Here is a 9,023-nt window from a genome sequence, read left to right on the forward strand (position 1 = left end):
GCATCCGGAGCGGGCCTTCTTCTCTGGGGTCCCACTTTACCCATGCACCCACCGGCTCCCGCATGCGGGACAGGCCGCCGTGCCAGCTAGGGTGGAGGCGTGGACTTGGATGCCTTCGCCGCCGTGCACAGCCAGGACTGGAAGCGGCTTGATGAACTGATTGCCCGCCGCCGCCTCAGCGGTGCCGAGGCCGATGAACTGCTGCAGCTCTACCAGCGCGCCTCCACGCACCTGTCCATGGTCCGTTCCGTGGCACCCGAAGGAGCGCTCTCCGCCGCCCTGTCGATGCGGCTCTCCCGTGCCAGGACACGCTTTACCGGTGCCCGCTCCAACTTTTTCGAGGACCTCGCCGGGTTTTTTGTCCATTCGCTTCCGGCCGCGTTCTACCGGGTACGCATCCTCACGGTGATCATCGGGGTGCTTTTTGTCCTGGTGTCCGCCATGAGCGCGTACTGGGTGGTGAACACTCCCGGGGTCCTGGCCGCCATGGGCACGGATGCCGAGCTGCGCCAGTATGTTGAGTCGGATTTCGCCAGTTACTACTCAGAGAATCCTGCGGCGTCCTTCGCGGGGATGGTCTGGACGAACAATGCGTGGATTGCGCTGCAGGCCGTGGCGTTCGGAGTCACAGGAATCTGGGGACCGTACATCCTGTACCAAAACGCCGTCGGCATCGGAACAGCCGCCGGCACCATGGCCTCCTTCGGTGAGCTGGATACGTTCTTCCTCTTCATCCTGCCCCACGGGTTCATGGAGCTGACCGCCATTTTTATTGCAGCGGCGGCCGGACTGCAGATCTTCTGGGCGCTCGTTGCCCCCGGTCCACGGACCCGAATTGCGGCGCTGGCGCAGGAAGGACGGTCGCTGATGACTGTGGCGCTGGGGCTGGTGGTGGTCCTGTTCATTTCCGGCCTGGTGGAGGGGTTCGTGACCCCCAGTTCCCTGCCGCACTGGCTGCGCATCGGCATCGGCGCCATGGTGCTGGCCGCGTACTGGGCTTACACGCTGATCCTGGGCAAGCGCGCCTATCAGGCAGGCTTCCGCGGCGATCTGCTGGCGCGCGACGCCGGCGAAGCCACCGTCCGCTCGGCCTAGGCTGCGCCGCGTGCACCCGAAAAGCTGTTGCGGCGGTTCGGGGTGGCACCTTCGATTCGGGGTGCCGCGGCCGGTAGTGTCTATGAAGGACGGAACCGGACACACCCCCACCACACCCGGTGACTTCATACAGGATTGGGATGAGAGACGAAGCAGTGGCAAGCCAGGACCATGACCCCACTACGGAAGGCGTCCCCGCAGACCAGACGCCGGACGGGCGCGGCGCGGGCCCGTCCGACGCGAGCGAGACCATAGTCAGCGGCAAGGCTGCGCCGGGTTCCCGCGAGGACGACCCGGCTGAGCACGACGCCTGGGACGCCGAGTTTGCCGGACTGGCAGGAACAGCGCCGGAAACGGAGCACCCGGCCCGGAGCGCGGAGGACGCAGCGCCTGCTGCATCCCCGGATGCTGCCGGGCGCCCGGCCGCCGGCGCGGAGAGTCCGGGGGAGTCCGGGGAAGACTCCGGAACAGCTGCCGGTGCGGCGCGGGCCAGGGCTGCACGTGAGCGCGAAGAAGTACCGGGAGGGCATCCTTCGCTGGCCCAGCGGAGCACCCTGCCCATGCGGGCCGCCAGTACCATGCCGGATCTGGGCCGCTACGGCACTGAGGACCGCTACGGCACTGAGGACTCCGCCGCTGCGGACAGCAAGTCAGGATCCGGGGACACTGCACCTGCGGATACTGCGGCCTCCTCCGTCCCGGAGACAGCCGCAGCCACTGATACCGCTGCGGACAGGAAGACTGCCGCAGGCGCGCCGGAAGTGAAAACCCCAGCCGACGGAACGGACCCCCATCCCACCGCCGCTGCAGGCGGTCCCTGGTACGGTCCGGGAACGGCGGAACAGCCGGTCACCGCGGAGCCAGCCGACGGCGAACCGGAAACCAAATCATTGGAGACCGCGGATCCCTCCGTCTCAAGTGAGGAAATTGCACGCCGCAGCGCCGAGCGCGAACGGGCAGCAACCGCAAAGCCCGTCCTTGGGCGGATCATCCAGGTGGCCATCGCCGTGTTTTTCCCGGTGATGCTGCTGGCTGCCGCCATCCGCGCCGTGGCGACACCGGTATTCCTGTGGTTTGAATACAACCGGCCGGGCTTCCCGGCAGACAGCTTTGGCTTCAGCACCGACGACCGTATGACCTACGGTTCCTACGCCGTGGACTACCTGCTGAACTTCGCCTCCCCGCGTTACCTGGGCGACCTGGTGACTCCGGACGGCGACCCGCTGTACCTGGCCAGCGAGGTCTCCCACATGGCTGACGTAAAGGCCGTCCTCACGGTGGCCTTCCTGACTGCCCTGGGCATGGCGCTGCTCAGCCTCGCCGGGGGCCTCTACCTGTCCCGCCGCTGCCCCGGCGGAATCCGCCGGGCGCTCTTTGCCGGAGCTGTCACCACGCTGGCCATTATCGCCGGCCTGCTCGTAGCTGCCGTGCTGGCCTGGGAAGAGTTCTTCACTATGGTGCACACAGTTTTCTTTGCGCAGGGCAACTGGACCTTCAGGCTGGATGACACCCTGATCCGGCTCTTCCCGGCGCAGTTCTGGATGGATGCCGGTGCCGCGATCGCCGGGATCGTCCTGCTGGTCTGCCTCCTGGTCATGATCTTCACCTGGCCCACCAAGAAGCGCCGGGAGCGTTCCCGGCTGGCCCGGGAGGAAAACCGGCGCCGCTACCTTGAATCACTCGAGGCGCTCTAACGGCAGCCGGCAGCAAGACCAAACAGCAAGACCAAACAGCAAAACCAAAACAGCCAAACCAAAACAGCCAGGCCCGTCAAAGGCGGGTCCTGGCTGTTTTTGCGTTTATGCCCGGGGGCTGCACGAACTACTTGGCGTAGAGCTTCTCCACCTCAGCGGTGAAGTCGGCGATCACTGCCTGCCGGCGCAGTTTCAGGGTGGCCGTGACGTGACCGCCGGCCAGGGAAAAGTCCCGCGGCAGCACGGTGAAGCGGCGGATCTGCTCGGCCCGGGAAACGGTGGCGTTGGCTGCGTCGACCGCTTCCTGGACCTGCGCCAGGACCTGCGGGTGCTCCGCCGGCACGGAGGATGAGGGATCGACGCCGTTCTCACGGCACCAGGCAGCCAGCGCCTCGTCGTCGAGCGTGACCAGTGCACCCACGAACGGCCTGCCTTCGCCGACCACCACCACCTGGGAAACCAGGCGGTGCTCACGGACCTTCTCTTCCAGCGGGCCGGGGGCGACGTTCTTGCCTCCGGCGGTTACCAGGAGATCCTTCTTACGGCCGGTTATCTGCAGGAACCCGTCTTCGTCCAGCGTGCCGAGGTCCCCGGTGTGGAACCACCCGCCGCTGAAGGCTTCGGCGGTCGCCTCGGGATTGTGGTGGTAGCCGGTGAAGACGCCGACGCCGCTGACCAGTACTTCGCCGTCGTCCGCGATGCGGATGGCGTTGCCCGGCATCGGCAGGCCAACCGTTCCCACCCGGGTCAGCGGGATGGTGTTGACCGAGGCCGGGGCCGTGGTCTCCGTGAGGCCATAGCCTTCCAGGACGGCGATGCCGGAGCCGCGGAAGAAGTGCGCCAGCTGCGGGCTGAGCGGGCTGGCTCCGGAGATGGCAATGTCAAGGTCCCCGCCGAACGCGGCCCGCACCTTGGGATAAAGCAGGCGGTCGAAGGCTGCGTGGCGCAGGCGGAGCGCCAGGGACGGGCCCGTGCCGCCCCGCGCTGCGCTGTCCAGCGCCTCGGAGTATGCGATGGCCGTGGCGGCAGCCGTGTTGAAGAGCCTGCCTTTGCCGGCGGCAGCCGCTTTCTCTTCCGCGCCGGCATAGATCTTCTCGAAGACGCGGGGAACGGCCAATATAAAAGTGGGCCGGAAAGTGCGCATGTCATCGACCAGCGCAGCTGCCGAGGAACTGTGCCCAACGGTGACGCCTGCGGCCAGGCAGCCGACCTGCACCGCCCGGGCCAGGACGTGGGCCAGGGGCAGGAACATCAGTGTCCTGGCACCCGGGCGCTTCAGCATCTCCGGCAGGAGTTCAATCACGTTGACGGCGAACAGCGCAAAGTTGCCGTGGCTGATGCTGCATCCCTTGGGCCGTCCGGTGGTGCCGGAGGTGTACACCAGGGAGGCGGTGTCAGAAAGGGAGCGCGAGGAACGAACGGATTCGAGTTCGTCGTCCGGCACGCTTTCTCCGGCGGCGGCCAGGGCCGTCAGCGTGTCCGGTCCGTGCCCGCCGGTGAGCTTCCAGATCTGGACCGGCAGCTCGGCCGCAGCTGCGCCGGCCTCAATGACGCGGGCCTTGTTCTCATCGCCGGCGAAGACAATCCGCGCTCCGGAGTCGGTGAGGATCCACTGCACCTGGCTGGGGGAGGAGGTCTCGTAGATCGGGACCGTCACGGCGCCGGCGTACCAGATCGCCAGGTCCACCACCGTCCACTCGTAGCGGGTTCCGGACATCACCGCCACGGTGTCCCCTGGACGAATGCCCTGGGCTATCAGGCCCTTGGCGGCGGCGCGTACCTCGGCAAGGAACCGGGCAGCGCTCACGTCACGCCAGCCGGACTCGGTTTGGCGGGCATACAGGGAAAGCTCCGGGTTCCGGGCCGCCGTAGCCAGAAGCAGGTCGGTGATGTTGGAGTCTTCCGGGAGCTCCACGAACAATCCGGTGGAGGCTTCGCGCACGGGTCCTCCCTTTCTGTGCAAGCACTTCGCGTTGAGACCTAGATCCAGCTCGGCATCCAGATACGGAGCCGCCAATCAGAATAGGGGATGATTTCCGCCGTCCAGACCGGATAGAAGAAAGCGGAGACAAGGACCACAGCTGCCAGGAAGCATGCTGCGATGATCGCCCCGCGCCGTCTGCGCTGCGGTGGGTCGGTTGCCCGTCCCAGGACCAGTCCGAGCGTGAACGTCAAAGCCAGCACGAGGAACGGCACAAAGGAGACGGCATAGAAGTAGAACATGGTCCGGTCCGGAAAAGCGAACCAGGGCAGGTAGCCGGCTGCGATCCCGGACAGCACGGCACCGGCCCGCCAGTCGCGCCGTCCCAGCCAGTAGGCCAGCAGTACACCCAGGCTCAGCAGGGCTGCCCACCAGATCAGCGGGTTGCCAACGGAGGTGATGGCAGAAGTGCAGGTGTCGGCACCGCAGCCGGCCTGCTGGGCATCGGGGCTTTCATAGTAAAAAGACGTGGGACGGCCCATAAACAGCCAGGTCCAGGCGCTGGCCTCGTAGGAGTGCTCGGAGGAAAGACCGTTGTGGAAGGCGTAGGCGCTGCGGTGGTATTCGGCCAGGGAACGCAGCGGATCCGGAATCCATTCCAAACCGGGAGCGGGGTTGGACTGCGCCCACTGGCGTCCATAGGCGGCGCTGGACAGTAACCAGCCGGTCCAGGTGGCCAGGTAGGTTGCCGCAGCCAGCGGAATCATGGTCAGGAACGCCGGGACGCCGTCCTTCAGCAGGCCGGCCTGCCAGTACCTGATGCCGGCGACCCGACGGGCGCTGACGTCCCAGAGCACCGTCATAATCCCGAAGACCGCCACGAAGGCCAGGGCGGACCACTTGGTCCCCACCGCAAGCCCCAGGCAGACTGCAGCGGCCAGCCGCCAGGGACGCCACAGCAGCCACGGTCCGGTGGCCAGGGCGCCCCGTTCCGGGATGCTGCCCGGGAACCGGCGCGCAGTCCGGGCCAGTTTTCGCGCGAGACGGCGCCGGCCGTCGCTGCGGTCCAGCAGCAGGGCGCCGAAGGCCGCCACCACCCAGAAGGTAAGGAAGATGTCCAGCAGCGAGGTCCGGGAGAGGACCAGGTGGTGCCCGTCGACGGCGAGCAGCAGACCGGCCACGCCGCCCAGGAGTGCGGAGCGGAACAGCCGGGAGGCGATCAGCGCGATCATAAGGACGGTCAGGGTGCCGGCGAGGGCCGCCGAGAAGCGCCAGCCGAAACTCGACCCGGGCCCAAACAGTGCCATGCCAAAGGCGATCATCCATTTGCCCACCGGCGGGTGGACCACGTACTCCGGACCCTCCAGCAGGACATTCGGCTCGCCGGAGGCGAAGGAATCATTGGCGTCTTCCGGCCACGCGCGTTCGTAGCCGGACACCAGATAGGAAAAGGCATCCTTGACGTAGTAGGTCTCGTCAAAGACCAGGGTGCCGGGTTCATCCAGCCGGACAAAGCGCAGCACACCTGCCAGCAGTGCCGTGCCCAGCGCGGCAGCCCAGGTCCAGTACCGGGAGGGCAGGGCAGCGCCAAGCAGCCGCAGCAGCAGCGATTCCTCCGTGAAGGCCCTTTCCGGTGCCAGCACCCGCGGTGCGGAGTCCCGGGCCGGGGCGGAGGTCAGGGGCTGGGTCACGCGCTCAACTCTATAGCCTGTCGCGTAGGGTTGAAGGGTGAACTTCAGCAGCAGCGAATCCCCTGAACCCATTAGTGCCGATCACCAGGGCCGGGGCACGGGGACAGGCCCGGGCCAGATAGTGCTGGCCGCCACGCCGATCGGCAACATGGGCGACGCGACCATCCGCCTGATCGACCTGCTGCAGCATGCAGACGTCATCGCGGCTGAGGACACCCGGCGCCTGCACCGCCTGGTCAGCGCCCTGAAAATCAGCACCACCGGCCGCATCATGAGCTACCACGAGCACAATGAGCAGGCACGTACTCCGGAGCTGCTTGAGCTGGTCCGCGGCGGAGCCACCCTCCTGATGGTGACCGACGCCGGCATGCCCTCGGTTTCGGACCCCGGCTACCGGCTTGTGGAAGCCGCAGCCGCGGAAGGCATTGCCGTCACTGCCGCTCCCGGGCCGTCAGCAGTGCTGACCGCGCTGGCTCTCTCCGGGCTGCCTACCGACCGCTTCTGCTTCGAAGGGTTCCTGCCCCGCAAGTCCGGTGAACGGGCGGCCCGGCTGTCCGAGCTGGCACGCGAGACGCGCACCATGGTCTTCTTCGAAGCGCCCCACCGGCTGGAGCCGATGCTGCGGGCCCTCGACACCGCCTTCGGCTCGGACCGGCCGGCCGCCGTGGCCCGGGAACTAACCAAGCTGCACGAACAGGTGCTGCGCGGACCGCTGCGTGACCTGCTGGAATGGGCGGAGACCAGCGAAGTCCGCGGCGAGATCGCCGTCGTCGTCGGCGGAGCCGGGGAAGCTGAGCCGGAAGCGCCTGAGGACCACGTGGGTGCTGTCAACGACCTCATTGCCCAGGGGTCCCGGCTGAAGGACGCGGTGGCCACCGTTGCCTCCGATGCCCGGATCAGCAAGCGCGAACTCTACGCGGCCGTGCTGGCAGCCCGGGCCGGCAAAGCATAACGCCGTTCTGGCCAAACGCACAGGGTTTTGGAAATGTCATTGTGCAGGAGTGCATTTACTCTGCTCGGCAGGGCATTTACGGTGAAGTCAGCACCGGGCGATTGGAATCCGGTAAACCCGCATACTTTGGAGGCTCACTCATGGCTGTAACCGCTGAACGCGAGGCCGAACTGCTGGCCCAGGTTCCCACCGGCCTGCTGATTGACGGACAGTGGCGCGACGCCGCCAGCGGCAAGACCTTCGAAGTCGAGGATCCCGCAACCGGCAAGGTCCTGCTGAGCATTGCCGACGCCACCACCGAAGACGGCGCTGCCGCCATGGACGCCGCCGCTGCCGCCCAGGACTCCTGGGCCGCCACCCCGCCGCGTGTGCGCGGCGAGATCCTGCGCCGGGCCTTTGAACTGGTCACCGCCCGCGCTGAGGACTTCGCGCTGCTGATGACCCTCGAAATGGGCAAGCCGCTGGCCGAAGCCCGCGGCGAAGTTGCCTACGGCGCCGAGTTCCTGCGCTGGTTCTCCGAGGAAGCCGTCCGCGTCACCGGACGCTACGGCACCGCTCCGGACGGCAAGTCCCGCATCATGGTCACCAAGAAGCCCGTTGGCCCCTGCCTGCTGATCACCCCCTGGAACTTCCCGCTGGCCATGGCCACCCGCAAGATTGCCCCCGCGGTGGCTGCCGGCTGCACCATGGTGCTCAAGCCCGCCAAGCTCACCCCGCTGACCTCCCAGCTCTTCGCCGCCGTCATGATGGAAGCCGGCCTGCCCGCCGGTGTCCTGAACGTGGTGGCCACCACCAAGGCCGGGGAAGTCACCGGTCCGATCATGCAGGACGACCGCCTGCGCAAGGTCTCCTTCACCGGCTCCACCCCGGTGGGCCAGGGCCTGATCCGCGACGCCGCAGACAAGGTGCTGCGCACCTCGATGGAGCTGGGCGGCAACGCTCCGTTCCTGGTCTTCGAAGACGCTGACATCGACAAGGCCGTCGAGGGTGCCATGGCTGCCAAGCTGCGCAACATGGGCGAAGCCTGCACCGCGGCCAACCGGTTCATTGTGCACGAGGACATTGCCGACGAATTCTCGGAGAAGTTCGCGGCAAAGGTCTCTGCCATGACCACCGCCCGCGGTACCGAGGACGAGTCCAAGATCGGCCCGCTGATCGACGCCAAGTCACGCGACAAGGTCCACTCCCTAGTGGAAGACGCGATCGACGCCGGCGCAACCGCCGTGGTTGGCGGCGCACCGGTTGACGGCCCGGGCTACTTCTACGCACCGACCGTGCTCAAGAACGTTCCCGCCGGCGCCCGGATCCTGCAGGAGGAAATCTTCGGCCCGGTGGCACCGGTAATCACCTTCTCCACCGAAGCCGAAGCCGTGAAGCTGGCCAACTCCTCCGAATACGGCCTGATCGCCTACGTCTTCACCGAGGACCTGAACCGCGGCCTGCGGATCGGCGAGAAGCTGGAGACCGGCATGCTGGGCCTCAACGCCGGCGTCGTTTCCAATGCTGCTGCTCCGTTCGGCGGCGTCAAGCAGTCCGGCCTGGGCCGTGAAGGCGGCGACGAAGGCATCGAGGAGTACCTCTACACGCAGTACATCGGCATCGCCGACCCCACGGCATAATCAAGCTGCGGCCCAGCCGGGCTGCAGACACGCACAGGTCCCGCCGGCGGG

General features: G+C 67.0%; 6 protein-coding genes. 4 read left to right on the plus strand and 2 right to left on the minus strand.

The annotated features are described in order from the left end of the window. Window positions 1-99: 99 nt before the first annotated feature. Together TVC13_RS08825 and TVC13_RS08830 are read left to right on the plus strand one after the other, a co-directional pair. Complete coding sequence (locus TVC13_RS08825; protein ID WP_422400843.1) at window positions 100-1,095, plus strand: stage II sporulation protein M; 996 nt, start codon at window positions 100-102, stop codon at window positions 1,093-1,095. Between the two features lie 140 nt (window positions 1,096-1,235). After that, complete coding sequence (locus TVC13_RS08830; protein WP_422400844.1) at window positions 1,236-2,789, plus strand: DUF1461 domain-containing protein; 1,554 nt, start codon at window positions 1,236-1,238, stop codon at window positions 2,787-2,789. 127 nt (window positions 2,790-2,916) lie between these two features. Here TVC13_RS08830 and TVC13_RS08835 read toward each other — a convergent pair whose 3' ends face one another. Further along, window positions 2,917-4,731, minus strand: a complete 1,815-nt coding sequence (locus TVC13_RS08835) for an AMP-dependent synthetase/ligase (protein WP_422400845.1) — start codon at window positions 4,729-4,731, stop codon at window positions 2,917-2,919. Window positions 4,732-4,769: 38 nt separating this feature from the next. Further along, the gene (locus TVC13_RS08840; RefSeq protein ID WP_422400846.1) at window positions 4,770-6,473 is read right to left on the minus strand and encodes a dolichyl-phosphate-mannose--protein mannosyltransferase; all 1,704 of its coding nucleotides are present in this window, start codon (window positions 6,471-6,473) and stop codon (window positions 4,770-4,772) included. On the opposite strand from TVC13_RS08840, the gene rsmI reads away from it, so the two are divergent. Together rsmI and TVC13_RS08850 are read left to right on the plus strand one after the other, a co-directional pair. Beyond that, complete coding sequence (gene rsmI / locus TVC13_RS08845; RefSeq protein ID WP_422400849.1) at window positions 6,472-7,353, plus strand: 16S rRNA (cytidine(1402)-2'-O)-methyltransferase; 882 nt, start codon at window positions 6,472-6,474, stop codon at window positions 7,351-7,353. The two genes, TVC13_RS08840 and rsmI, sit on opposite strands and share 2 nt — an antisense overlap. 140 nt (window positions 7,354-7,493) lie before the next feature. Further along, window positions 7,494-8,972 (plus strand): NAD-dependent succinate-semialdehyde dehydrogenase, encoded by a 1,479-nt coding sequence (locus tag TVC13_RS08850; protein WP_422400847.1) that lies wholly within the window; start codon window positions 7,494-7,496, stop codon window positions 8,970-8,972. Window positions 8,973-9,023 lie beyond the last annotated feature (51 nt).

Source organism: Arthrobacter sp. 3Tela_A (assembly GCF_049311025.1).
Taxonomy (GTDB): Bacteria; Actinomycetota; Actinomycetes; order Actinomycetales; family Micrococcaceae; genus Arthrobacter_B.